A 22,103-nucleotide genomic window follows, 5' to 3' on the forward strand; every position below is an offset into this window, starting at 1 on the left:
GCTCAGAATGGCGGGGTGGCTTCCCGTGTTCGATTCCCCTCGCAACGGCCGCATATCAGTAGATCCCGTGCCGTTCATCATGCCGAGAATTCTTTGCGGAAAATTTCGTTTCCGTATTGGCCACCTCGGCTCCCCGTCGATTTCCGAGAGTGCGGGCAATTGCATTGTGGGTATTCGGGCAGGTGGGCGGTGTGCCGGCTGGTACAGTAATGGCGCGCGCGGCAGTCGCGCGGCCCTGTGAATTTCATTTTGCGGGCCTCAATGGGAGGAATTCTTGTGAGTGGTCTTGAACCAGTGCTGGCGCTGGGCGTAGCCGTCCTGCTGGGCGGAATCCTGACGCGTCGTCTGCGCGTCGCAGAACCTATTATTTTGCTGGCCCTCGGTCTCCTGCTCGCGCTGGTGCCTATTTTCCACTCCCTCGAGCTCCCTCCCGACATGGTGCTCGTCATTTTTCTGCCGGTGCTGCTGTTCTGGGAGGCGCTGAATTCCTCGGTGCGCTCCCTGCGCATCTTCATCCGGGGAATTCTGCTGACCAGCACAGTGCTGGTCGTCGTCACAGCGGCAGCCGTCGCTGCCGTTGCGCACGCCATGGGCCTGGACTGGCCGGAGGCATGGGTGCTCGGTGCGGCCGTGGCTCCCACGGACGCGACTGTCGTCGCCGCGATGGGACGCCTTCTGCCCAACCGCACGCTCGCCGTGCTGCGTTCGGAGAGTCTGCTGAACGACGGCACGGCGCTGGTGGTCTTCGCCGTGTCACTGGCCGCGGCCAGCAACGCCAAGCACGTGACCACCGGCGAAGTGGCACTCGACTTCCTGATCTCCATCGGCGGCGCACTGGGAGCGGGGCTGCTCACTGCTTTCGCCGCCTTCTGGGTGCAGCAGCGGCTGCGTGAGCCGCTGCACTACAACATGGTGCTGGTCCTGGTGCCGTTCGTCGCCTACCTGCTGGGGGAGGCGGTCCACGCATCGGGTGTGCTGGCAGTCGTCACGGCGGGTCTCTACCTGGCACGGGTGTCTCCCCGGCACATCGACGCCCGGCGACGTGCGCCGGCTCAGGGTTTCTGGAACATCTCCACCTTTCTGCTCAACGGCGCCCTGTTCGTGCTGGTCGGTGTGCAGCTGCCCTCGGTGGTCCAAGGACTGCACACGGTCCAGATCGCCACGGCCATCCTCCTCGGCCTGGCTCTGCTCGTGACGCTGTTCGTCGTGCGCTTCGGTTTCCTGGTGGTGTCCGCCTACCTCATCCGGGCTCTCGACAGACGTCCCCAGCAACGCAAGCTGCGTGTCTCCAATCGCGCGCGGCTGGTCTCGGCGATGTGCGGGTTCCGAGGGGCGGTGTCCCTGGCCATGGCACTGTCCGTGCCCCAGGGTCTTGCATCGCGCGACGTCATCGTCTTCGCGACGGCAGTGGCGGTGTTCGGGACCATCGTGATCCAGGGGCTCGCGCTCCCGGCGGTGGTCCGATGGGCGAAGCTGCCCAAGGACGACTCTGCTGCCGAGGAGACGAAGCAGGCCGAGGTCGCCGGCTACCGCGCCGCGCTGAACGCCCTCCCCGAGTTGGCCCGGGCGAACGAGATCCACGACGACGTTGCCGAACGCGTCCGGATGGAACTGAAGGGCAACCTGGCCGCCGCCGGAGAGTCTCAGGACGGGGAAGCGGAAGCCAGCGAGAACGCCGAACGCTACGCGCAACTGAGGCTGGCCCTCATCGATGTGCGGCGACGCGCCGTCGTCAGCCTGCGGGACCAGGGGAAGATCGACGACGAGGTGCTTCTGGACATGCAACCGCGCCTCGACGTCGAAGAGCTGCGCTGGGTCCGCGAGTAGGAAAGCTGCGCTCCCAGGCCTCGCGGACCCGGCTTCTCTCACACCTCCAGCAAAACCTTGATCTCGCGGCGCTCGTCCATGGCCTTGTAGGCTTCGGAGGCGTTCTCCAGTGGCATACGCCTGGTGAACACCTTGCCGGGATGGATCTCGTCTGCCTGGATGCGTCGGATCAAGTCGGGCAGGAAGCGGCGTACTGGCGCCGGCCCCCCTTCGAGGTGAACCTCACGGAAGAACAGATCGAGTCCCTCGAGAGTCTGGTCGTGCGAAACGCCGACAAATCCGACGTAGCCGCCGGGACGTACTGAGGCGAGTGCCTGGTCCATGGAACCTTGCGTGCCCACGGCTTCGCACACCCCGTGCGCGCCGTAGCCATTCGTCAGCTCCTTCACCTTCGCGGCCCCCTCCTCGCCCCGCTCGGCGATGACCACGTCAGCACCGAACTCACGTGCCAGGGCCTGTCGATCCTCGTGACGGGAGAAAGCTATGACCCGCTCGGCTCCCAGCGCCTTCGCGGCAAGGACGGCGCACAGCCCGACTGCTCCGTCCCCGACCACGGCGATCGTCTTACCCGGGCCCGCGTGGGCTGCCTCAGCCGCGTACCAACCAGTGCCGAGGACGTCGGAAGCTGCGAGATAGTCCGCAAGGGTGTCGGGATCGCGGGGTTCACCACCGGGCACTTTGACGAGGGATCCGTCGGCAAGTTCGACACGCATGTATTCCGCCTGGCTGCCGGTGTATGTTCCGGGGTTGGCGCAGCGAGAGGGATAACCGTCCTGGCAAATTTCACAGGTGCCGTCCGAGAGCATGAACGAGCCGATGACGAAATCTCCCAGGTCGAGGTTCGACACCTCAGTGCCCTTCTCGACAACGGTGCCGACGTATTCGTGGCCCATGTACTGGTGATCGACCTCTTCGTGGCCCCGATAGGGCCACAAGTCGGAGCCGCACACGCAGGCAGCGGCGAGCTTGAGGACCACGTCGGTGGGCTTGTTGACACGAGGTGTGTCGGTGGTGACGACCGCGACGTCACCGGGCGCGTTCATCACCACGGCCTTCATCGTGGGCGGGACGACGGGGTTGGTGTTCATGTGTGGTCCTTTCGCAGCATGTGAGGGGTGGGGTCGACGGTCGTGGCTGCCGGCCGCCAGGTCAGGCATCGACGGCTCACCACGCGTAGGACATGGGGGCCACGCCGGGGCCTGGCCAGATGCGGTCGATCTCGGCCAGGGTGTCGGCGTCCAGGGATACGTCCGCCGCGTCCACCGCGGCCTCGAGCTGAGCCTTCGTGCGCGACCCGGCGATGAGCGTGGACACGACCGGCTGGTGCAGCAGCCATGCCTGGGCGACCTCAGCCGGGCTCTGGCCGATCTTCGCGCACAGCGCCTCGTAGGTGTCCAGCTGATCGGCCAACGCCTCGTACGTCTCGCTCTGCGAGGCACGACGCACGCCCTCGCCGTCCTTCGGGTGACCGGCCAGAACGCCCATGGCCAGTGGACTCCACGGAATCAGGCCGATGCCGTAGTGCTGCAACGCCGGGATCAGCTCCTGCTCGACCGCCCGGTTGGTCAGGTTGTACAGGCTCTGCTCCGACACCAGCCCGAGGAAGTTTCGGTGCTGGGCGATCTGCTGGGCCGTGGCGATGTCCCAGCCGGCGAAGTTCGAGGAGCCGACGTAGCTGATCTTGCCCTGAGCGACCAGCAGCTCCATTGCTTGCCAGATCTCCTCGAACGGGGTGGCCCGGTCGACGTGGTGCATCTGGTAGACGTCGATGTGATCGGTCTGCAACCGGCGCAGACTCGCATCCACGGCGCGACGGATGTGGTACGCCGACAGGCGCCGGTCGTTGGGACCGAGGCCCATGGGCTGGTAGAGCTTGGTTGCCAGCACGATGTCGTCGCGGTGCCCCGACTTCTTCAGCCAGTTCCCGACGATCTCCTCCGACGTGCCGAACCCCTTCTCCATGTCCGGGGTCTGGGGTCCGCCGTACACGTCTGCAGTGTCGAAGTAGTTCACGCCGAGCTCGAAGGCCCGGTCCATGATGCCGAGCGCCTCCGGCTCAGCGGTGGCGTCACCGAAGTTCATGCAGCCCAGCCCGATCTTGCTCACCAGCAGACCGGAGCGTCCCAAATAGTTGTAGTCCATGTTTTTTCCTTCGTGCAGCGCAGTGGCCATGTTTTCTTTTTTGCACGCAAGCCGCAGGTTTCAACCGAGTTTTCTGAAAAAACAGGACAAATGATTGCAGCTGAAAGTCTACGCCCGGCACGGATTGCAAGCAAAGTAAGGAGTGTCAACTCAGAGATCGATTCTCTGCCCCCGAACCTGGCCGCCGGAGGCGGAACGAGCGTCAAATTCCCCGCGTTGCTGTGGTCATACCTCAACGGTAGAAACCTTCAAGCGCTTGAAGTCAAACAACCCAGGGCCGTCGGTGGGATCGGCCGCATGGCAGATCATCACTGAGGGGGCGTGTGCATGCCGTGCACCGGCCCGGGTCATTCATGGCCTGCCCTCTGCAACTAGGTTGGACGCATGGTGGAACAGAGCAAGTGGATGGCCCGGGTGGCGCAGAACCCCGGCCACTCCCAGTGGTACGTCGACCGGTTCCGCACCATGGCCGCCCGCGGGGAGGACATCGTGGGGGAGGCGCGCCTGGTCGACGCGATGGCACCGCGCGGCGCCCGCATCCTGGACGCCGGCTGCGGAGCCGGTCGCCTCAGCGGGTACCTGCACACCGCCGGCCACACCGTGGTGGGCGTGGACGTGGACCCGCAGCTGCTCGAGGCGGCGCGGGAGGACCACCCCGGTCCCGACTACAGGGTGGCGGACCTCGCCACTCTGCCGGAGCTGTCCCTGGGCGGGGCCTTCGACCTCATCGTGTGCGCGGGCAACGTGGTCACCTTCCTCGCGGAGAGCACCCGCCGGGACGTGCTGCGCGGCTTCCGCACGCACCTGGCCCCCGGAGGGCGGGCGGTGGTGGGTTTCGGTGTGGGCCGTGGCTACCCCGCCAGGGACTTCCTCGCCGACGCCGCCGCGGAGGGTCTCGCACCCCAGCTCACCCTCGGGGGCTGGGACCTCGCGCCGTGGACAAAGGAGAGCGACTTCCTGGTGGCGGTGCTGGCGGCGGGCGGCGAGTGACGCCGTGCCGCCCAGCCAGCCGCCGTCACGAACTCAGCTCTTCAGCCGCTCGACCGTCGTGCGCAGCTCGTCACTGAGGCCGTAGATTTCCTCCAGCGAGTCCACCGCGTGCCTGGTCTCGGTCTTGCTGTCGTCCAGAATGCCCACGTACTTCTGGCTGCGGTTGAAGTGCAGCCGGGCAATGGTCTTCCGGTTGTTGTTGTCCAGGAGAACGGCGCAGTAGGACTTCGCATCCCTGTAGGACACCCGGGACATATCCACCTGGTTGCAGACAATTGCTCGGATGATGTTGAACCCGGTGAGTTCCTCGGCGGTCGTGACGATGTCTTCCTGAGCCTCGACCAGATCCCGCTCGGCCTCGTCTTTGCTGGAGATGGTCTCCGGGACCTCCTCCCCCAAGGGCAGGGCCGGGGGCACGGAACTGGCCCCGAGCGCCGTCGTGAGTCTGTTGTTGACCTGCTCGTTCAGGAACTGCTGGGACGCCTTGCTGACCAGAGGGGTGAACTGCTCGCGCACCTTCTGTGTGAAAGCGCCCTCGTACACGCGGTTTGTGAAGAAGCGGACCCACTCGTCGGAGGGCTCCTTGAATTCTGCGGCGATGGCCCGTTTGATCTGCCCGACGTACTTGAGTTCACCTGCTGCATTGATGATGGAGTCCAGGTCGAACTCCGTCTTGCTCAGCTTCAGCAGCTCGGGGATCAGAGTGGTGTCGATGTCCGAGAGGTCCAGGACCAGGAACGGCTTGGCGTCCATGCGGTTGGGAGCGTCGAGGTCGGTGTAGAAGTGGTACTTCTCGCCGTTGGTCAGGATGGCGATCCGCGCATTCGTGACGGCGAAGTAGCGGTACAGCTGCGAGGCGTGTTCCAGGGACAGTGGTGAACCCACGTGCTTGCACTCGATGAGCATCTGAATCTGCCCGTCCTGGACGATTGCGTAGTCGATCTTCTCGCCCTTCTTCACCCCCACATCGGCGGTGAACTCCGGGACGACCTCGGCGGGGTCGAAGACGTCATACCCCAGGATGGTGGAGATGAACGGCATGACGAATGCGTTCTTGGTGGCTTCCTCTGTCTCGAGTGAGGCTTTCTGGTGCGCCACCTTGTTAGCCAGTGCGGCCAGTCGTTCCGTGAATTCCATGTGAGACCTCCGTGGGGGCGGGGCGGTCGTACTCGCGTGGAACGCGAGGGGGTGCCCGGTGTGTTGTGCAACATCGAAATCCAAATCACCCTACAGACTGATGGGGCATTTGCTGAGCAACGCGGCCGGGCCGGTGCTTACCGTGACGTCGGCTCCCAGGCGGCAGACCCCGAGGTGGCTCCCACCCTCTACCCTTGACCTCGAGCCCCATCCCCCATGGAACCGAAAGAGGTACGCGCATGTCCGCCGGACTCGCCGCACTGCTGGACGACATCGCCGCCCTGGCCAAGCTCACGGCCGCGAGCGTGGACGACGTCGCGGGGGCGGCCGGGCGCGCGAGCGCCAAGGCCGCGGGCGTGGTGGTGGACGACACCGCCGTGGCGCCCCGCTTCGTGGAGGGGGTCACCCCCAACCGCGAGCTGCCGATCATCAAGAAGATCACGGTCGGCTCGCTGATCAACAAGATCGTCATCATCCTGCCCGTGGCGCTGCTGCTGAGCCAGTTCGCGCCGTGGGCCCTCACGCCCCTGCTCATGCTGGGCGGCACGTACCTGTGCTTCGAGGGCGCGGAGAAGATCATCGAGCACTTCTCCTCCTCCGACCACGCGGAGGAGAAGCCCGCGCCGGACCGCGGCCCGGAGGCGGAGAAGAAGATCGTCTCGGGCGCGGTGCGCACGGACCTGATCCTGAGCGCGGAGATCATGGTCATCTCCCTGAACGAGGTCTCCCACGAACCCCTGCTGGCGCGCACGCTGATCCTGGTCGTGGTGGCGGTCCTCATCACCATCGGCGTGTACGGCGTGGTGGGGCTGATCGTGAAGATGGACGACATCGGGGTGGCCCTGGCGCGCAAGGACTCCGAGGGGGTCCGGAAGTTCGGCCTGGGGCTGGTCAAGGCGATGCCCAGGGTGCTCGGCGTGATCTCCGTGGTGGGTGTGGTCGCCATGCTCTGGGTGGGTGGTCACATCATCCTCACGGGTCTGGCGAACCTGGGTTTCGCCGCACCGTACGAGTGGGTCCACCACCTCAGCGAGGGCGTCCACCACGTCCCGGGTGTGGGTGCCGCCCTGGCGTGGCTCGTGGAGACGTTCTTCTCGTTCCTGTTGGGCCTCGTGTGGGGCGCGGTGGTCGTGGGGATCATCCACATCCTGCCGTTCGGCGCGAAGCACGCCCCGGACAAGGCGGGGGACGAGGGCGAGGGCCCGGACGACGTCGCCCGCTCGCCCCGCGCGGACGGCTCGCGCCCCGCTCCCGGCACCGGGGGCTCCACCCGCTCCGGGGCGTGAGCGCGGGCGGGGCCATACTGGGTCCATGACGAATCCCACCGAGCCCGTCCTGGTCACGGGCGGCACCGGCTTCATCGCGGGCCACTGCATCCTCCAGCTCCTGCGCACCGGGCGCCCGGTGCGCACCACCGTTCGGTCCGAGGCGAGCGCCCAGCGTGCCCGCGCCGTCCTGGCGGCGGCGGGAGCCGAGAACCTGGAGATGCTGGAGTTCGCCACGGCGGACCTCACTGCGGACACGGGATGGCCGGAGGCGGTGCGGGGCGTGGCCGGTGTGCTGCACGTGGCCTCCCCGGTGAAGCCGGGTCGTGTGAAGGACGAGGACGAGCTGGTGGTCCCGGCCCGCGAGGGCGCCCTGCGGGTGCTGCGGGCCGCGGCGGCCGCCGGGGTTCCCCGCGTGGTGCTCACCTCCGCGTTCCACGCCGTGGGCTTCGGCCACGGCCCGGTGGACCGGGTGTTCACCGAAGCGGACTGGTCGCCGCTGGACGGGCCCGGCATGGACGCCTACGGCCGCAGCAAGGTGCTCGCGGAGCGCGCGGCGTGGGAGTTCGCCGAGCAGCACCCGCAGCTGGAGCTGACCACCATGCTTCCCACCGCCGTGGTCGGTCCCGTGCTCAGCGACGCGGTGTCCGGGACCAACCACATGCTGCAGATGCTGCTGGACGGGCGGATGCCCGGTGTCCCGGACGTCGCCGTCCCGCTGGTGGACGTGCGGGACGTGGCCGCCGCCCACATCGCCGCGCTGGACACCCCCGCCGCGGCGGGCCAGCGGATCCTGGTGGCCTCCCAGGGGGCAGCCACCCCGCTGCGGGAGGTCGCGGAGCTGCTGCGCACCACGTTCCCGGATACCGCGGCAGCCAAGACCGTGCGCCGCATCCCGTCCGGCCTGATCCGTGCGGTCGCGCTGGTGGTCCCCGCGGCCCGGGACATGGTTCCGGACCTGGGGTACGTGAAGCGCGTGTCCACCGCCCGGGAGCGCGAGCTGCTGGGCCTCACCCCGCGCCCGTGGACCACCGCCGTGGTGGACGGCGCCCGGTCCATGCTGGAGCGGGGCCTGGCGGGCTGAGCCCTCGGCCTGCTTCGAGCCGGGGCGCCCGCCCTCACCCCACGCACATTCCAGACACGGCCACGGAGGCACACATCACCGAGAGCACCGCACACGAGTGGGGCGTGGCGGACATGGACGTCCCCGCCTACTTGACCGCCCTGGGGCTCGACGCCGCCGCGCTCGCCGCCGCTCCCCGGGACCTTGCCCTGCTGGAACGGCTGCACGGCGCCCACGTGCGCACGTTCCCGTTCAGCAACGTGGAGGTGCTGCTGGGTGCGCACCCCGGGGTGGCACCGGCCACGGTGTGGGACCAGCTCGTGGTGCGCCGCCGTGGTGGCTACTGCTTCGAGCACTCCCAGCTCTTCGCCGCGGCCCTGGAACGGCTGGGGTTCACCGTCCGCCGTGCCCTGGGGCGCGTGCGCTCGCTGAGCAGCCCGCGCACCCACATGACCGTGCTGGTGGACCTGGGCGGCGTCCGACACCTGTGCGACCCGGGGTTCGGCTTCAGCATCACGGGGCCCGTGGAGCTGGCCGACGGCGCCTCCCGGGACGAGGGCGGGCGCGCCTTCACGGTGGGCCGCCTCCGGGACGAGGGCTTCCCCGTGTGGGGGCTGTTCCGCGCCGGGGAGCTGGAGCACGCCCTGGAGGAGTCCACCGTGCACCCGGCGGACGTGCGCATGGGACACCTGATGACCTCCACCGGGGCGGACTCGGTGTTCCGCCACCACCTCATGGTCATGCGCCACACGGACGAGGGCCACGTGACGGTGACCGAGCAGACCGTCACCGTGCGCTCGCCGGGGAGGCCCACCCGGAGGCGTCAGGTCACCCCGCAGGAGGCGGTGCAGACGGCCCGTGATCTCGGGGTGCACCTCCGTGATGCGGAGGCCGAGCGGTTGTGGGGGATCGTGGAGCGCCTGCGCGCGGCGGCGGCGTCGTCCGGGCGGGGTGGCGAGCCCCGGGCGGACGCCGGGGAGTGACCCAGGGTGATCGGGGGTGATCGGGGCCGGGCCGCGAGGCACGCACGGCTCTGGCGCGTCGCCGGGACCTGACCGCGCGCGGCTGGCATGATCGGGGGCTGACCAGGCGTTTCCCCCGGAACGCCCGGTTCCCGCCGCGCCCGGAACGAGCTGACCGGGCCGGGTCACCACCGCACGTCCCCCCACCCGAGAGAGCACCCCCATGCCCCTCCTGCGTTCCTCCGCCATGCCCGCAGCCGCTCTGAGCGCGGCCCTCCTGACCCTGCTCGCCGGGGCGCCCGCCGCGACGGCCGCCCCGCAGCAGCACCTTGCCGCCCCGCAGACCCACCTCGCCCCGGTGCAGGTGAGCCGGGCCGCACTGCCGAAGACGGCGGTGAACCAGAGCTTCACCGCCGCGGGCAGGACGTCCACCTACCACGTGTACGCGGACGGGATCGACCCGACCCGGGCCGTGGGGGTGGTCTACTACCTGGGCGGCGACTACCGCGGCGCGAGCGAGACCTGGGTCCGCGACCCCGGGAACCCGCACCTGAAGGCCATGGCGAAGACGGCGCGCAGCAAGAACATGGTTCTCGTGGTACCCGTCTCCCCGGACCGGGACGCCTCGGGCGACGGCATCACGTGGTGGGAGGACGCGGACGGCAACGGCGACTGGTTCCGCGCGCTGCAGGCCTCCCTGACCTCCCGCTACGGGCTGGACACCTCCCGCGTGTGGCTCGCGGGGTACTCGGGCGGCGCCGAGTTCATCACCTACGAGCTGCTTGCGGACCGGCAGGGCTGGATCCGCGGCGGCGGCGCCACGATCATCGGGGGCGGCGGTTCCTCCGGCATGCAGACCACCCCCGGAGCGGGCGTCCGTGCCCTGCCGCTGCGGTGGCACGTGGGCTCCGTGGACACGGCCGGCGACACCACACCGGCCGTGTGGTCCGCTCGGAAAGCGGCCACTGCGGGCCAGAAGCGCTACGCGAAGGACGGTTTCACGCGCACCTCCCTCTCCGTGCTGCCGGGCCTGCACCACACCGAGTACGACATCGTGGGCCTGCTGCGCGCGGACCTCGCCTCCCTGCCCGCCGCGCCGACGACGCCGCCCGCGTCCTGGCTGCGCGGCGCCATCCGGAGCGACTACCTCGCCACGGGTGGCGCAGCCGTGTACGGGCAGCCCACCTCCGCGGAGAAGCCGGGCGCCGTGGCGGGCGGTGTGTACCAGGGGTTCACGAGGGGCTGGACGTACTACTGGAGCCCGCAGACCGGTGCGCACCCGGTGCAGTGGGGCCGCGGCATCGGCAACGCCTACCGTGCGGTGGGGTACGAGCGCGGGTGGGGGTACCCGGCCACCGCGGAGCGCTCGCTCCCGGGCGGGGCGTACCAGGACTTCCGGCTCGGGAGCGCCCGCTTCCGGGCGCTGTACTCGCCGCGGACGGGGACCCACGCGGTCAAGCTCACGGGCGGGATCGGCGCTGCCTGGCAGCGGGCCGGGTACGAGCACGGGTGGGGGTACCCGGTGACGGACGAGTACCCGGTGGCCTGGGGAGTGGCGCAGAAGTTCTCCACCGGGCGGGTGGCCACCTGGCACCGTGCCGGGGGCGGGGTCACGGTGACCGGGGGCTGAATGCCCCCGGTGGCCCCTGCCCTCAGGACCCTTCGGGCTGAGCCGCCTCCGCCCTGCTGGCGGGCATGAGGAACTTCCAGGGGCTCTGCTCCAGGGACAGCGGCATGGGCACCTCGATCACCGTGGGCCGGCGCGCCGCCACCGCGCGCTCGAGGGCCGCGCGCAGCTCCTCGGGCGTGGTGGCGCGCAGGCCCAGAGCGCCGAAGGACTCGGCCATGGCCACGAAGTCCGGGTTCTGCAGCTCCGTGCCGGAGTCCCGACCGTAGATCCGCACCTGGTCCGCGCGCACGTTGCCGAACGAGCCGTTGTCGAAGACCACCGTGATCACGTTCAGGCCGTGCTGCACGGCGGTGGCCAGCTCCTGCACGCCGTACATGAACCCGCCGTCCCCGGTCACGGACACCACCACGGCGTCCCGGTGCGCGGCCTGCACACCCAGCGCGGTGGGGAACCCGAAGCCCAGGTTGCCCTGGTAGCCGCTGGTGATGAAGTGGCGCGGCTCGTAGACGTCCAGCGCGAAGATGGAGGCGAACCCCATCTGCGAGACCTCCTCCACGAAGTACCCGTCCCGGGGCAGCACGTCCCGGATCGCGCGGAGGTACTCGCGGTGCGGCTTCAGCTCGGCGATCTCCCGCCGTGCGGACTCCTTGGCCGCGGCCAGCTCCTGCGCGCGCGATGGTCGCGCGGGCATCCCCCGCAACGCCTCCAGCAGCTGCTCCGTGACGCGCCGGGCGTCTCCGGTCAGGGCCACGTCCGGGGAGAGCCGCTCCTGCTGGGCGGGGTCGATGTCCACGTTGACCGTGCGCAGCCCTTCGGGAGTGTCCGGCCAGCGGAACCACACGAGCTCCTGGCGGGTGCCGATGCCCAGCAGCACGTCCGTGTCCGCCCAGCACTCGAACCCCGCCGCACTCGTGAAGCCCAGGGGGTGGTCGTCCGGGACGATCCCGCGCCCGCCGCGCAGGGAGACCACGGGGGCCTGCAGCGCCTCGGCCAGTGCCAGCACCTCCGCGCCGGCGTGCCGGGCGCCGCTGCCCACCATGATCATGGGCCGACGGGCCTCGGCCAGCACTTCTGCGGCACGGGCGACGGCGTCCTCCTCCGCGCCCTCGACCGGCGCCACGGGTGCCGCCACCGGCTCCGTCACCGCCGACTGCGTGAGCACGTCCCACGGCACGGCGACCACTGCGGGGCCCGGCCGGCCGCCCGTGGCCTCCGCGAATGCCCGTGCCACGGCGGCGGGAACCCCCGCGGGGTCGGTCACGGTGGTGGCCCACTTGGTGAACGAGGACACCGTGGCCAGCTGGTCCGGCATCTCGTGCAGGTGTCCCATCCCCCTGCCCATGAACGCGGTGGGGATCTCACTCGTGAGGCACACCGTGGGTGTGCTCGTGGCCAGCGAGGTGAGCATTCCCGCCGCGGCGTTGAGCACGCCCGGCCCGGGCACCACGCTGTACACGCCAGGACGCCCCGTGGACTGCGCATAGCCCAGGGCCATGTAGGCGCAGGCCTGCTCGTGGCGGGCCCCGATGACCTCGATGCCCTCCTCCTGCCGCAGGGCGTCGAAGAGCTCGTAGGTCTGCACCCCGGGGATCCCGAAGACGGTGTCCACGCCGTGCTCCCGCAACCCCGCGACCACGGCCTGGCCGGCGGTGAGCTCGCGGGGTGCGGGGGCGGCGTCGTGCGTGCTCAAGAGGCCGTTCCTACTCGCCCAGGTCCGCGTGGACGGCCGCGGGCTGCTGCGTGCGGCGCGTCACGAAGATGCCGGTGACGCCGATCAGGACCGTGGCGGCAACGGTCAGGAGCAGCTGGGTGCGGGCGGCCGGGTCGAACATGGCCACCGCGACGATCAGCACCAGCAGTGCCACCGCCAGGTAGGAGAGGAACGGGAACAGCGGCATCCGGTAGGTGGTGGACCGGACCCCCGGGTTCTCACGCTCACGCCGGTGCCGCAGGGTGATCTGCGAGGCGGCCACGGCGATCCAGATGATGATGACGGTGGAGCCCACGATCGACAGCAGCGTGTCCAGCACCTTGCCCGGGAACATGGCCTCCAGGATGCTCGCCACGAAGCCGAAGGACACGGTCAGCAGGACGGCGCGGCGGGGAACGCTGTTGCGCGCGGTGCGCTTGATCCCGGCGGGGGCGTAGTTGCGCTGCGCCAGGGAGTGCATCATGCGCGAGGCGGCATAGATGTTCGCGTTGAGAGCACTGAGCAGGGCGAACACGGCGATCATCGCCATGATGAACCCCGCGGCCGGCATGCCCGCCACGTTGAGCACGGCCGCGAACGGACCCTCGGGGTCGCCTGCCTGGGAGGGCTTGAGCACGGCCACGATGATGAACACGGAGCCGATGTAGAACAGGCAGATGCGCCACGCCACGGTGCGGATGGCGGTGGCCACGCTCTTCTGCGGATCCGCGGTCTCACCGGCGGCGATTGCCACGATCTCGGTGCCGCCGAACGCGAAGATCACGATCAGCAGACCGGCGCCCACACCGGTGATGCCCGTGGGGGCGAAGTCCTTGAAGTTGGACAGCCCACCCTCGTGGCCGGGGATCACCCCCACCAGCATGAGCACGCCCACCACCAGGAAGGCCAGGATCACACCCACCTTGATGAACGCGAACCAGAACTCGAACTCGCCGTACTTGCTCACCGCGAACATGTTGATGACGGTGAACAGCGCCATGAACAGCAGACTCAGCAGCCACGTGGGCGGCACGGCGAGGTCCGGGAAGGTCCCGCCCAGCACACCCGTGAGGATCGAGGCGGCACCGTTGGCCTCCGCCGCGGTGACCACGGCGAGCTGCACCCAGTACAGCCAGCCCACGGTGTAGCCGGCCACCGGGCCGAACGCGTTCTGCGCGTGGGCGGAGAACGCCCCGCTGGTGGGGTTGGCGGCAGAGAGCTCGCCGATCATCCACATCACCAGCACGACCAGCGCGCCGGCCACGATGTAGGAGACCAGGATGGCGGGCCCGGCCACGGCCACGCCCTTGCCGCTGCCCAGGAACAGGCCTGCGCCGATGGCCCCGCCCAGGCCCATCATGGTGAGTTGGCGGGGCTTGAGGCCGCGCACGGTCTTCGTGGAGGTGTCAGGGGTCTGCGTGGACGCCCGAGGTGTGGTGGTGCTCATCTGCTGGTCAGCTCCCGTTCCGAGGCGTCGTTGCCGCGTTGAGGTGGTTCAGCACGTCCTGTGCTGCCACGATGAAGGTCTGGTTTCCGGCGGGGGAGCCGATGCTCACCCGGATGCCCTCGTCCGCGAACGCCCGGACGATCACGCCGTGGCGGGAGAAGATCTCCTCGGCCTCGGCGGTGCGCGCACCGGTGCGCAGCCACACGAAGTTCGCCTGCGACTCCACGACGTCCCAGCCCTGCTCGGTGAGCTGCCGGTGCACGTGGTCGCGCTGCTCCACCAGGGCGGTGATGCGCTCCTCGACCTCGGCCTCCGCCCCGAGGCTGGCCAGGGCCGCCTGCTGCGCCATGTTGCTCACGCCGAAGGGGATGGCCACGGCCCGCAGGGCGGCGCTGATGTAGTCGGGGGCGATCGCATAGCCGATCCGCAGCCCTGCCAGGCCGTACGCCTTGGAGAAGGTGTGCAGGACCACCACGTTCGGGTACGCCCGGAAGAAGTCGATGCCGCGCGCGGCGGCGGGGTCCACGTTGAAGTGCACGTACGCCTCGTCCACCACCACGAGCACGTCCTGCGGGACTTGCGCCATGAACTCGTGCAGCTCCTCCGCGGTCACGGAGGTCCCGGTGGGGTTGTTGGGGGTGCAGACCAGCACCACCTTCGTGCGCGGCGTGACGGCCGCGGCCATGGCGGGCAGGTCGTGGCGCTCGTCCTCCGTGAGGGGAACCTTCACGGCGGTGGCGCCGGCCAGGCCGGTGAGGATGGGGTACGCCTCGAACGAGCGCCAGGCGAAGACCACCTCGTCACCCTCCTCGCACACGGAGCGGATGATCTGGGAGGCGACCTCCACGGACCCGCTGCCGAAGCTCACGCAGGACGGCTCCACCCCCCACCGGCTCGCCACGGCCTCCGTGACGGCCCGGCAGGTCATGTCCGGGTAGAGGTTCATCTCCGGGGTCATCTGGTTGACCGCGTCCAGGACGGACGGCAGCGGAGGGTACGGGTTCTCGTTCGAGGACAGCTTGTACTGCACGACGTCCGACGACGCCGCGGACTTCCCCGGCTTGTACGGGGGCAGGGACTGCAGTGCGGAGCGCAGGGACACGGAGGATCGGCCCGAGTCCTGCGAGGCTTGGTGTGGCACGTGTGGCTCCTTGACGCAATTGTGGTGCCAGTCACAGTGGCATAGCCCACGGTACTGCACAACCGGATGATTCTATGCTGGGCACAATGCCCACATTGTGGGGGTTCTGGCGGTGTTCGGTGCACAAAGTGTCGCTCCTGGGAGCGTTCCGGTCGTGGTGAGGTGCGGAGATGAAGATCGACGAGTTGGACGTGCGGATCGTGGAGCTGTTCAGCGCGGACCCCGGCGTGGGCATCCTGGCGGCCTCGCGGGAGCTCGGGGTGGCCCGCGGCACCGTGCAGTCGCGCCTGGACAAGCTGCGGGCCGCGGGTGTGGTGGAGGGCGCGGCGCCCATCCTGAACCCGGCTCGGTTCGGCTACCCCGTGATGGCGATCGTCTCCATCGAGATCGTCCAGGGGATCGGCCACGTCCCCGTGGGAACCGCCCTGCGGAAGATCCCCGAGATCGTGGAGATGTACACGGTCTCCGGGGACCACGACGTGACGGTGCGGGTGGTGGCCCGCTCCAACGAGGACCTGCAGCGGGTCCTGGACTCCATCTCGGGGGCGGACGCTGTGAACCGGACCCGCAGCGTCGTCGTCCTGCAGACCCACTTCCAGAACCGGGTGCTGCCGCTGTTCGCGCAGGTGGGTCGGGAGGGTGTGGCCGGGAGCGACTGAGCGGCGGGATCCCCCGGGAGCTCGGCGTGCATCCGGGAATGCAAGAATCCCGCCCGACCAACCGGTCGAACGGGATTCTCTGCGGTGCGCGAGGGGGGAGTTGAACCCCCACGCCCTCTCGGGCACACGGACCTGAACCGTGCGCGTCTGCCTATTCCGCCACTCGCGCTCGTTGTCCCACTCGGCCTGCGCCGGTGAGCAACGACGGAAACATTACCCCACGCGTGCCGGGTTGGCGAATCGGGGCTGCGGGGCCGCTCGTCACACGCTCACGGTGAGACCCGCCCAGGCGATCGCCGCGCAGAACAGGCCCGCCAGCGCGTAGACCGTGACGGGCACCAGCAGCAGGATCTCCCGGGCGGACCCGGCGTTGCCGAGCACGGGCAGGCGCACGAAGGAGCGGCGGCGGTAGAGGGACGCGGGCAGGGGCAGGGGTGGGCGCAGGGGCCACAGCAGGTGGATGCCCTGGGTGGTGAGCAGGTCCCCCAGCATGTGCACGGCCCACCCGAGGGCCACCGCCACCACGAACCAGTGCGGGGACTCCGGCGGGTGGGTGGCCACGAACGCGCCCAGCAGGATGCCCACCACCCAGTTGGCGTGGGCCAGCCGGTCCGGGACGAACGCCAGGACCTTCACGGCGCACGCGATCAGCAGCACGGACAGCACCGCGGCCAGGGGCCACACCTGCCCGGGCAGGGACGACGCCGCGGCCTCGGGCAGGGGGCTCGCCGCGCCGTCGGCCCCGGCGCCGGAGGAGGCGGCGCTCCACTGCAGGGCGTCGCCCACGGGCACGGACGCCCGCTGGGACAGCACGGCCAGCACGAGCACCACCAGCAGCCCCACGAGGGAGTGCGTGCCCCGGCGGTGGCCTCCGCTGATCCTGGCGATCCCGCGTGCCAGCCACGTGGACAGCGGCGGCAGGGAGCGGGCCACGGTGCCCCCGGGGTGGTCCAGGTCCGGCAGCAGGGCGGCCCCCGCGCAGATCAGTGCCCCGGTGAGGACCCCGGGGTTGCCCACCGGCATGAGCCCGAGGCCCACGGGGAGGGAGACGTCCGCGAGGTGCACCGTGTAGGTGCCGGTCAGCGCCACCCACGCGGCGGCGCCGCACGCGGCGTGGCTGGGGCCCATCATCGGGGCGTCCTGGGCATGCGGGGGTCCTTTCCAGACCTGGGGGAAGGGGTGAAGCCCCAGGCTAGGGACCGGTTCCGACCCGCATAAGCGCCCGCGGGTCCGGGCCCGCGCACCCGTCAGTCGGCGGACTTGGGGTTCCACGGCAGCTGCTGGTCGCAGCCCGGGGTGACCCACGCCTTCACGTAGCCGGCGCTCTGGTGCAGGTACTGCATGAACAGGCTCTTGCCGGTGAGGTGGAAGTCCACCGCGGACATGCGCAGCTCACCGGGGTAGCAGCGCTCCAGGATGAGCCGGGAGCGGGAGATGTGCTGGGTGAAGGTCACCGCGGTCACCGTCTTCCACCCGCGCTCCTCGGCGAGCTCCTTCAGCTTGATGGCCTCGCCCTGCGTGGTGGAGGGGTCCGGCTTGAAGCACAGCACCTCCACGCCCTCGTGCGGCTCGCAGAAGGAGCGCGAGGTGTAGTAGTCCACCATGTCCTGCGGGTCGAACGGCTGGGCGTCCGGCGTGGAGATCACCAGGGTCTTCGCGATGTGCTTGTTGAACACCAGGTCCTGCGCGTACTCCACGCGCGTGGGGTCCGGGGGTCCCAGCACGATCAGCGCGTCGGACTTCTGCGGGGGGTCCACCCGGGGGGAGTCAAGGACCGCGTGGCACACGGCGAGCCAGAGCGCGAGGGCCAGCGCCAGGGCGATCAGCAGCACCAGGGGCCACCGCCTCCTGCGGGCGGGGTTCTGTCCCTGTGCGGTGCGTGCCACGAATGTCCTTCCGGTGAGACTGCTCGGCGGTGATGCCGCGGATATCATCTCACCCGGTGCCGCGGCACCCGCCGCGTCCGCGCCCGGGACGGCGAACACCCAGCAAGGAGTCAGCCCATGTTGATGAACGAGGCCCGCGACCGGGCGGTGACCTGCGCGGTTCCGCTGCGCTGGGGAGACATGGACCCCTACGGCCACGTGAACAACGTGGAGGTCATCCGGGTGCTGGAGGAGGCCCGCATCGCCGCCTTCGGGGTGCCGGTGGGCACGGGCGAGCAGGTGGTGCCGCCGCGAATCCCCCTGTTCTCCGCGCTGCCGGAGGGGACCCAGGCGCTGATCGCGGAGCACCGGGTGAGGTACCTGCGGCCCCTGGAGTACCGCAACGTGCCGGTGGACGTGCGGGTGTGGGTGGTCTCGGCGCGGGCGGCCACGCTGGTGCTGGGCTTCGAGATCCTCGACTCCGCCGACGGCGCCGCCTGCGTCCGCGCGCAGACCCAGCTCGCGTTCTTCGTCCCGGAGTCCCGCACCGTCCTGCGCCTCACCCGCGAGCAGCGGGCGCTGGTGGAGCCGTACACGGCACCCTCACCGTTCTGAGGAGGGCCATGCCGAGGAAGCCGCGGCGGGGCGGTGCCGCGGCTCAGGCCGCCAGGGGCCGCGCGGTCCGCAGCTGCAGCTCGGCGCGGGTGCGCAGCACCACCCCCGACTCGGGCAGCACGCGCCAGGTCCACCACAGCAGGGAACGGGACTCGGCATCCACGTGGCACGTGGCGGCGGTGACGGCCATGCGCTCCTCGGGGTCCTGCACGCACACCGCCAGCGGTGCGCTCTCCAGGGTCTCGCGCAGCCGCCGGAGCTCCCGGCGCAGCCCGCGGGGGGAGTGCTCGGTGACGGTGCACCCCACCTCCACGTGGGAGGCGAACGACGTGGGCCGGGCGATGCTCGTGAGGGTGGGCAGCTCGGCCGGGCCCTCGACCACCCCCACGGTCTCCACCCACTGCTGCCCCGCGGACGTGACCACCACCTGGTGGTGCCCGGGCCCCACGCGCAGCTGCAGCTCGGTGGCGTGGTCCACGCGCAGCGTGCGCGTGACGGGTGCGTCCACGATCCCGAGGTCCGTGCGGTAGCCGAAACGCTCCGGTCCGCACACGACGTGTCCTGGCACGCGGGTGAGCCAGTCGTGGTCCATGGTCCCCATCTCCCTGTCGGTGCCACGACAGCCCGCCGTGGCCTCTTCACACATGAAAATATCCCCGGGAGTGGGGACGTTCAAGCACCGGCAGGTCACCGTTCGGTGACGGCGGCCCCCGCCGGGAGAGCGTTCCCGGAGGGCGCGGGCCGGAGCCGGTCAGGGCAGGGGCGCTCCGCGGGCCGCGGTCCACAGCGCGTACCAGTCCTCGTGGGTCATCAGCTCGGCGGCCCGTGGTGCCTGCGCGCACGCCGCGATCCGCCGCGGGTTCAGTGTGCCCACCACGGGGCGGATGCCGTACGGGTGGCGCAGCAGCCAGCCCACCACCACGGCCTCGGGCGGCACGTCCATGCGCTCGGCCAGCCGCCGCACCAGGGCGCTCGTGCGCTCGCGGGGCGTGCCCCCGGTCTCCGGTCCGCCCGCGGGCGACGCCGCACGGCGGGCTTCCACCCCGTCCTCCTCGGGCGCCGGGGCGCCGGAGTAGACACCGCCGGCGAGGGCGCCCCACGCCTGGATCTCGATCTCGTCGCACACGCACTGGGCCAGGAGCCCACTGGGGAAGGAGACCCCGGCGCCACCCGGGTGGTTGGAGAGCACCTGGGACTCCACGAAGTCCCGGTGGGCCAGGCTCAGCTGCAGCTGCACGGCGGTCACCGGGGTGCGCATGAGGTGCTGGAAGCCCGCCACGTGGTGAGTGGTCATGTTGGACAGCCCCACGGAGGTGATCAGCCCCTCCTCGTGGAGCTCGTCCAGGGCCTCGGCTGTGACCCGCAGGGGCGTGAGGGGGTCCGGGCGGTGCACGAACAGCCGCTCCACGTGGTCCACGCCGAGCCGCTGCAGGGAGCCCTCCAGGGAGGAACGCACGGTGTCCCGGTCCAGGCGGTAGTGCGCCACGGAGTCCGCGGGTCCGGTGCTGCCGGGCAGGCGGATCCCGCACTTGGTCTGGATCCGCACCGAGCGGCGCAGCTGCGGGTCCTCCGCGAGGATCTGGCCGAACACCCGCTCGGAGTCCCCGCCGATGTAGATGTCCGCGTGGTCGAATAGGGTGATCCCCGCGCGGTGCGCCGCGTGGACGGCCTCGCGGGCGGCGTCGTGCTGGGCGGGGGCGGTGCGCTCCTGGCCCCACGAGCCGCCCAGGGTCATGCAGCCGTAGACCAGCGGGGTGCTCACGCGCGGCCGTCCTGCTGCTCGGCGGCGCGGCGCAGCCGGGCGGCCTCCGCGAAGGCCGCGGCGGACTCGTCGAGCTTGCCCGTCTCCTCGTACAGGGCCCCGAGCTCCGTGAAGCAGTCGGAGCGGTCCCGGCAGCTGCCCGGCTCCTCCTCGTAGAAGTCCACCGCCCGGTTGTAGGCCGTGACCGCCTGGGCGCGGCGCCGGGTCCCGCGGTAGACCCGTGCGAGGTTGACGTAGCACTCCGCCTGGTCCCGCGGCTCGTGCGGGGCGTCGAGGTACTGGCCCAGGGCGTCCAGCAGCTGCGTCTCCGCGGCCGCCAGGTCCCCGGTGTCCAGGAGCAGCGAGCCCAGGATCAGGTGTGCGCGGGCCCTGTGCCTGCCGCTGCCGCCCAGGCGTGCAAAGTGCTCCAGCGCCGCGCGGTACTCGGTGATGGCCGCTGTGGTGCGGTCCATGACGGTGTAGAGGTGGCCCAGGTTGTAGTGGCACGCCGCGAGCTCCCGGTCCGCCGGGCCGGACTCCTCGAACAGCTCGATGGCCTGCCGGTACGCCGTCTCCGCCTGCGCGTGCTCCCCCCGGTCCTCCGCGTCCAGGGCTCGTGTGAAGAAGCCGTTGCCGTCGTCCGCGTCGCTCATCAGACCGTCCTCCCGGGGCGCATCGAAGTCCCCCCATGCTACTCGGTGGGTCTTCTCGTCACCCGGTTGATGAACGCTGATAATCTCGGTCCCACACTCTCTCAGGAGGTCAGGATGGCAGTTCAGAACTCCGCGCCGGGACAGGACCCGCGCGAGCTCCGCCACGCAGCACCGCAGGACGACGACCGCGCTTCCGTGATCCGGCACGAGGAGCGGCTGGTGATCCACCGGGAGCAGCAGGAGACGGGCCGCGCCCGTCTGCGCAAGTACGTGGTCACCGAGCCCGTGCGCCAGGAGGTCACCCTCGGCACCGAGGAGCCGGACCTGGTGCGCACGCCCATCACCGCGGAGGAGCGCCAGGCGTTCCTGGACGGCCACGAGCTGGCTCTCGCCGAGGACGAGGTCATCCTCTACCGCTCCGAGCCCGTGGTCCAGACCGTGCGGGTGCCCTACCAGCGCGTGCGGCTCGTCGCGAAGCGCGTGGAGCACACCGAGGTGGTGGAGGACACCCTGCGCAAGGAGCGCGTGGACATCGAGACCGAGGACGAGCGCCCCCGCGCCTGAGCCCCGGATCCGAACCTCACGCCCGCGGGCGGGACCACGGCTGCGCCGCGGCCGCCCTGGCGCGAACGGGCCGGCACCCCCGCACGGGGGTGCCGGCCCGTTCCGCGTTCCGGGACCGCCGCCCGCCGGGGGTAGGTTGGGCGGGTGAGTGACACAACCCTGACCCTGATCCGCCACGGCCAGACGGACTGGAACCTGCAGGGGCGCCTGCAGGGCCGTTCCGACATCCCCCTCAACGACACCGGCAGGGCGCAGGCCCGCGCCGTGGGCCGTGAGCTCGCGGCCTCCGGCGGGCACTGGGACGTGCTGGTGGCCTCTCCGCTGCAACGTGCCCGCGAGACCGCGGAGATCATCGGGAGCGAGCTCGGGCTGACCCTGTCCCGCACCTACGAGGGGCTCGTGGAGCGCGGCTTCGGCGACGTGGAGGGCCACGACTGCACGGGCGCCACGGACGACGAGCGCCACGCGCTCATGGACGAGCACGGCGAGGCCACCGAGGCCGTGGTGCAGCGCGGGCTGGCAGTGCTGCGCCAGATCCTCGCGGACTTCCCCGGCCAGGACGTGATGGCGGTGGCCCACGGCACGATCATCCGCCTGACCCTGGACCGCGTGCTGGACACCGAGCTGCCCAGCCTGGAGAACGGCCAGGTCCTCACGGTCACCGCAGACCAGGTGCTCGCCGCCCACTGACCCCGCGCGGTGGGACGCGCCG

General features: G+C 70.4%; 22 protein-coding genes and 1 tRNA gene. 10 read left to right on the forward strand and 13 right to left on the reverse strand.

Going from position 1 to position 22,103, the window contains the following annotated elements:
* Nucleotides 1–258 precede the first annotated feature (258 nt).
* Entirely contained in the window at nt 259–414 is a 156-nt protein-coding gene (locus tag Q4A22_RS09920; protein ID WP_303179145.1) for a hypothetical protein, read from the reverse strand.
* On the opposite strand from Q4A22_RS09920, the gene Q4A22_RS09925 reads away from it, so the two are divergent.
* The gene (locus Q4A22_RS09925; protein ID WP_303179138.1) at nt 346–1,827 is read left to right on the forward strand and encodes a Na+/H+ antiporter; all 1,482 of its coding nucleotides are present in this window, start codon (nt 346–348) and stop codon (nt 1,825–1,827) included. The genes Q4A22_RS09920 and Q4A22_RS09925 overlap by 69 nt on opposite strands.
* A gap of 38 nt (nt 1,828–1,865) precedes the next feature.
* On the opposite strand, the gene Q4A22_RS09930 is transcribed toward Q4A22_RS09925, so the two are convergent.
* Both Q4A22_RS09930 and Q4A22_RS09935 read right to left on the reverse strand, forming a co-directional pair.
* Nucleotides 1,866–2,885 (reverse strand): zinc-binding dehydrogenase, encoded by a 1,020-nt coding sequence (locus Q4A22_RS09930; protein ID WP_303179139.1) that lies wholly within the window; start codon nt 2,883–2,885, stop codon nt 1,866–1,868.
* 106 nt (nt 2,886–2,991) lie between these two features.
* Complete coding sequence (locus Q4A22_RS09935; RefSeq protein ID WP_303179141.1) at nt 2,992–3,969, reverse strand: aldo/keto reductase; 978 nt, start codon at nt 3,967–3,969, stop codon at nt 2,992–2,994.
* 384 nt (nt 3,970–4,353) lie between these two features.
* Here Q4A22_RS09935 and Q4A22_RS09940 point away from each other — a divergent pair, with 384 nt between their 5' ends.
* Nucleotides 4,354–4,959, forward strand: coding sequence for a bifunctional 2-polyprenyl-6-hydroxyphenol methylase/3-demethylubiquinol 3-O-methyltransferase UbiG (locus Q4A22_RS09940; protein ID WP_303179077.1), 606 nt, complete (start codon nt 4,354–4,356; stop codon nt 4,957–4,959).
* A gap of 33 nt (nt 4,960–4,992) precedes the next feature.
* Here the strand turns inward: Q4A22_RS09940 and Q4A22_RS09945 are convergent, their stop codons facing one another.
* Entirely contained in the window at nt 4,993–6,096 is a 1,104-nt protein-coding gene (locus Q4A22_RS09945; protein WP_303179078.1) for a type I restriction endonuclease, read from the reverse strand.
* 239 nt (nt 6,097–6,335) lie between these two features.
* On the opposite strand from Q4A22_RS09945, the gene Q4A22_RS09950 reads away from it, so the two are divergent.
* The 4 genes from Q4A22_RS09950 (at nt 6,336) to Q4A22_RS09965 (ending at nt 11,016) form a co-directional block, all read left to right on the forward strand.
* Complete coding sequence (locus Q4A22_RS09950; protein WP_303179079.1) at nt 6,336–7,382, forward strand: DUF808 domain-containing protein; 1,047 nt, start codon at nt 6,336–6,338, stop codon at nt 7,380–7,382.
* Between the two features lie 25 nt (nt 7,383–7,407).
* Nucleotides 7,408–8,445, forward strand: coding sequence for an NAD-dependent epimerase/dehydratase family protein (locus Q4A22_RS09955; RefSeq protein ID WP_303179081.1), 1,038 nt, complete (start codon nt 7,408–7,410; stop codon nt 8,443–8,445).
* Nucleotides 8,446–8,558: 113 nt separating this feature from the next.
* The gene (locus tag Q4A22_RS09960) at nt 8,559–9,407 is read left to right on the forward strand and encodes an arylamine N-acetyltransferase (protein WP_303179143.1); all 849 of its coding nucleotides are present in this window, start codon (nt 8,559–8,561) and stop codon (nt 9,405–9,407) included.
* 202 nt (nt 9,408–9,609) lie between these two features.
* Complete coding sequence (locus Q4A22_RS09965; protein WP_303179083.1) at nt 9,610–11,016, forward strand: hypothetical protein; 1,407 nt, start codon at nt 9,610–9,612, stop codon at nt 11,014–11,016.
* 22 nt (nt 11,017–11,038) lie between these two features.
* On the opposite strand, the gene Q4A22_RS09970 is transcribed toward Q4A22_RS09965, so the two are convergent.
* Genes Q4A22_RS09970 through hisC form a run of 3 tightly spaced genes read right to left on the reverse strand, consistent with a single transcriptional unit; the run spans nt 11,039 to nt 15,294 of the window.
* Complete coding sequence (locus tag Q4A22_RS09970; RefSeq protein WP_303179085.1) at nt 11,039–12,706, reverse strand: thiamine pyrophosphate-dependent enzyme; 1,668 nt, start codon at nt 12,704–12,706, stop codon at nt 11,039–11,041.
* A 10-nt stretch (nt 12,707–12,716) separates the two neighbouring features.
* Nucleotides 12,717–14,153 carry an amino acid permease gene (locus Q4A22_RS09975; RefSeq protein ID WP_303179087.1) on the reverse strand — a complete coding sequence of 479 codons (1,437 nt, stop codon included), beginning with the start codon at nt 14,151–14,153 and terminating at the stop codon, nt 12,717–12,719.
* 7 nt (nt 14,154–14,160) lie between these two features.
* Nucleotides 14,161–15,294, reverse strand: a complete 1,134-nt coding sequence (gene hisC / locus Q4A22_RS09980; protein WP_303179090.1) for a histidinol-phosphate transaminase — start codon at nt 15,292–15,294, stop codon at nt 14,161–14,163.
* Nucleotides 15,295–15,464: 170 nt separating this feature from the next.
* On the opposite strand from hisC, the gene Q4A22_RS09985 reads away from it, so the two are divergent.
* Nucleotides 15,465–15,953, forward strand: a complete 489-nt coding sequence (locus Q4A22_RS09985) for an Lrp/AsnC family transcriptional regulator (protein WP_303179091.1) — start codon at nt 15,465–15,467, stop codon at nt 15,951–15,953.
* A gap of 85 nt (nt 15,954–16,038) precedes the next feature.
* Here the strand turns inward: Q4A22_RS09985 and Q4A22_RS09990 are convergent.
* The 3 genes from Q4A22_RS09990 to Q4A22_RS10000 all read right to left on the reverse strand — a co-directional run bounded on the left by Q4A22_RS09990 (nt 16,039) and on the right by Q4A22_RS10000 (nt 17,839).
* Nucleotides 16,039–16,122 (reverse strand) — tRNA-Leu (locus Q4A22_RS09990).
* Nucleotides 16,123–16,214: 92 nt separating this feature from the next.
* Entirely contained in the window at nt 16,215–17,084 is an 870-nt protein-coding gene (locus Q4A22_RS09995) for a metal-dependent hydrolase (RefSeq protein ID WP_303179093.1), read from the reverse strand.
* A 116-nt stretch (nt 17,085–17,200) separates the two neighbouring features.
* On the reverse strand, nt 17,201–17,839 hold the full coding sequence (locus Q4A22_RS10000) for a YdcF family protein (RefSeq protein ID WP_303179095.1): 639 nt from the start codon (nt 17,837–17,839) through the stop codon (nt 17,201–17,203).
* Between the two features lie 117 nt (nt 17,840–17,956).
* Here Q4A22_RS10000 and Q4A22_RS10005 point away from each other — a divergent pair, with 117 nt between their 5' ends.
* Nucleotides 17,957–18,433, forward strand: coding sequence for a thioesterase family protein (locus Q4A22_RS10005; RefSeq protein ID WP_303179097.1), 477 nt, complete (start codon nt 17,957–17,959; stop codon nt 18,431–18,433).
* Nucleotides 18,434–18,476: 43 nt separating this feature from the next.
* Here the strand turns inward: Q4A22_RS10005 and Q4A22_RS10010 are convergent, their stop codons facing one another.
* The 3 genes from Q4A22_RS10010 to Q4A22_RS10020 form a co-directional block, all read right to left on the reverse strand.
* Nucleotides 18,477–19,025, reverse strand: coding sequence for a DUF2617 family protein (locus Q4A22_RS10010; protein WP_303179099.1), 549 nt, complete (start codon nt 19,023–19,025; stop codon nt 18,477–18,479).
* Between the two features lie 159 nt (nt 19,026–19,184).
* Entirely contained in the window at nt 19,185–20,195 is a 1,011-nt protein-coding gene (locus Q4A22_RS10015) for an aldo/keto reductase family oxidoreductase (RefSeq protein WP_303179103.1), read from the reverse strand.
* On the reverse strand, nt 20,192–20,827 hold the full coding sequence (locus Q4A22_RS10020) for a tetratricopeptide repeat protein (protein ID WP_303179106.1): 636 nt from the start codon (nt 20,825–20,827) through the stop codon (nt 20,192–20,194). Before Q4A22_RS10020 ends, Q4A22_RS10015 begins: the two co-directional genes overlap by 4 nt.
* Nucleotides 20,828–20,941: 114 nt before the next feature.
* Between Q4A22_RS10020 and Q4A22_RS10025 the strand changes: the two genes are divergently transcribed.
* Both Q4A22_RS10025 and Q4A22_RS10030 read left to right on the forward strand, forming a co-directional pair.
* Nucleotides 20,942–21,391: a YsnF/AvaK domain-containing protein gene (locus tag Q4A22_RS10025; RefSeq protein WP_303179109.1), complete on the forward strand. Its 450-nt coding sequence runs from the start codon at nt 20,942–20,944 to the stop codon at nt 21,389–21,391.
* 144 nt (nt 21,392–21,535) lie between these two features.
* Complete coding sequence (locus Q4A22_RS10030) at nt 21,536–22,081, forward strand: histidine phosphatase family protein (protein ID WP_303179110.1); 546 nt, start codon at nt 21,536–21,538, stop codon at nt 22,079–22,081.
* Nucleotides 22,082–22,103: the final 22 nt, after the last annotated feature.

This window comes from Kocuria sp. (assembly GCF_030530945.1).
Classification (GTDB): Bacteria; Actinomycetota; Actinomycetes; order Actinomycetales; family Micrococcaceae; genus Kocuria.

Coding starts and splice junctions, on each gene's coding strand:
- Q4A22_RS09930 (WP_303179139.1), bottom strand. CDS start 2,885: ATGAAGGCCGTGGTGATGAACGCGCCCGGTGACGTCGCGGTCGTCACC.
- Q4A22_RS09935 (WP_303179141.1), bottom strand. CDS start 3,969: ATGGACTACAACTATTTGGGACGCTCCGGTCTGCTGGTGAGCAAGATC.
- Q4A22_RS09940 (WP_303179077.1), top strand. CDS start 4,354: ATGGTGGAACAGAGCAAGTGGATGGCCCGGGTGGCGCAGAACCCCGGC.
- Q4A22_RS09945 (WP_303179078.1), bottom strand. CDS start 6,096: ATGGAATTCACGGAACGACTGGCCGCACTGGCTAACAAGGTGGCGCAC.
- Q4A22_RS09950 (WP_303179079.1), top strand. CDS start 6,336: ATGTCCGCCGGACTCGCCGCACTGCTGGACGACATCGCCGCCCTGGCC.
- Q4A22_RS09955 (WP_303179081.1), top strand. CDS start 7,408: ATGACGAATCCCACCGAGCCCGTCCTGGTCACGGGCGGCACCGGCTTC.
- Q4A22_RS09960 (WP_303179143.1), top strand. CDS start 8,559: ATGGACGTCCCCGCCTACTTGACCGCCCTGGGGCTCGACGCCGCCGCG.
- Q4A22_RS09965 (WP_303179083.1), top strand. CDS start 9,610: ATGCCCCTCCTGCGTTCCTCCGCCATGCCCGCAGCCGCTCTGAGCGCG.
- Q4A22_RS09975 (WP_303179087.1), bottom strand. CDS start 14,153: ATGAGCACCACCACACCTCGGGCGTCCACGCAGACCCCTGACACCTCC.
- Q4A22_RS09985 (WP_303179091.1), top strand. CDS start 15,465: ATGAAGATCGACGAGTTGGACGTGCGGATCGTGGAGCTGTTCAGCGCG.
- Q4A22_RS09995 (WP_303179093.1), bottom strand. CDS start 17,084: ATGATGGGCCCCAGCCACGCCGCGTGCGGCGCCGCCGCGTGGGTGGCG.
- Q4A22_RS10005 (WP_303179097.1), top strand. CDS start 17,957: ATGTTGATGAACGAGGCCCGCGACCGGGCGGTGACCTGCGCGGTTCCG.
- Q4A22_RS10010 (WP_303179099.1), bottom strand. CDS start 19,025: ATGGACCACGACTGGCTCACCCGCGTGCCAGGACACGTCGTGTGCGGA.
- Q4A22_RS10020 (WP_303179106.1), bottom strand. CDS start 20,827: ATGAGCGACGCGGACGACGGCAACGGCTTCTTCACACGAGCCCTGGAC.
- Q4A22_RS10025 (WP_303179109.1), top strand. CDS start 20,942: ATGGCAGTTCAGAACTCCGCGCCGGGACAGGACCCGCGCGAGCTCCGC.